The sequence below is a fragment of the Mycobacterium syngnathidarum genome, assembly GCF_001942625.1.
In the GTDB taxonomy this organism is placed as follows: Bacteria; Actinomycetota; Actinomycetes; order Mycobacteriales; family Mycobacteriaceae; genus Mycobacterium; species Mycobacterium syngnathidarum.
This window is the reverse complement of record NZ_MLCL01000066.1, coordinates 1-254: the sequence shown is the minus strand read 5'-3', so window position 1 is coordinate 254 and position 254 is coordinate 1. Positions and strand designations below refer to the sequence as shown.

Here is a 254-nt window from a genome sequence, read left to right as displayed (position 1 = left end):
GCTCAGCGACCATCGTCATCAACGATGCCAGCCAGGCCTTCCCACCAGAAATCCCAGAACCCCAACGTGAGATCTTGGCCGGCCTCGGCATCAAAGTGGCTTACTAAGCCAAATGTCCTAACTCAGGGTTCGCCGGTGAACGTCAGTTCGGCGGCGCGGGCGTAGCCGATGGCGCGAGGGAGGAACCAGGTGCCGCCATCGCCCGGGATGAGGCCGAGCTGCACGAAGCTCTCGGCGAAGGATGCGCGCTCGGA

Annotated in this window: 1 pseudogene; it reads right to left on the bottom strand. The window is 63.4% G+C overall.

What is annotated here, in order from left to right:
* Window positions 1-128: 128 nt before the first annotated feature.
* Window positions 129-254: pseudogene (locus BKG60_RS18100) on the bottom strand (enoyl-CoA hydratase-related protein); the annotation flags it as partial.